At 65.5% G+C, this 566-nt stretch carries 1 protein-coding gene; it reads left to right on the plus strand.

All coding sequences use genetic code 11. The annotated features are described in order from the left end of the window. Nucleotides 1-566, plus strand: a 566-nt coding sequence (locus H7A85_RS20665) for a glycoside hydrolase family 16 protein (protein ID WP_182422418.1), incomplete at both ends; no start/stop codon positions are given.

Consider the following 566-nt stretch of genomic DNA (forward strand, 5'->3'; position numbering starts at 1 on the left):
CACGACGGCGCGGGCGGGCGCACCCACGACGTCCATGCCGAGCTCCAGTACTACATGGAGGAAGGCCACGGCGGATACGGGGTCAACCCGTTCAAGGTCGAGAACGGCGTTCTGACCATCCACGGCGCGAAGGCCGATCCGACGGTCGCCTCGGGCACGGGCTACGACTACACGTCCGGCATGCTGTCGAGCCGAGGCGAGTTCTCGCAGCAATACGGGTATTTCGAGATTCGCGCCGAAGTTCCGGCCCAGACCGGCACCTGGCCGGCCTTCTGGCTGCTGCCGGCGCACGGCGAGGGTGGAGCGGAGCTCGACGTGTTCGAGCAGATCGGCTCCAACGCCGGCAAAGTCTACACGACCATGCATACGTCTAGCTCAGGCGTAAGAACGGATTCCGGTATCTCGTCCTGGGTCGGCGATGCGGGCGCGGGCATGCACACTTACGGTCTCCTTTGGACCAAGACCGAACTGGTGTGGTACGTCGACGGCGCCGAGGTCTACCGCCTGGCCACGCCCGCCGACATGCACCAGCCGATGTACATGGTCACCAACCTGGCGATCGGCGG

The organism is Aureimonas sp. ME7 (assembly GCF_903970965.1).
Classification (GTDB): domain Bacteria; phylum Pseudomonadota; class Alphaproteobacteria; order Rhizobiales; family Rhizobiaceae; genus Aureimonas.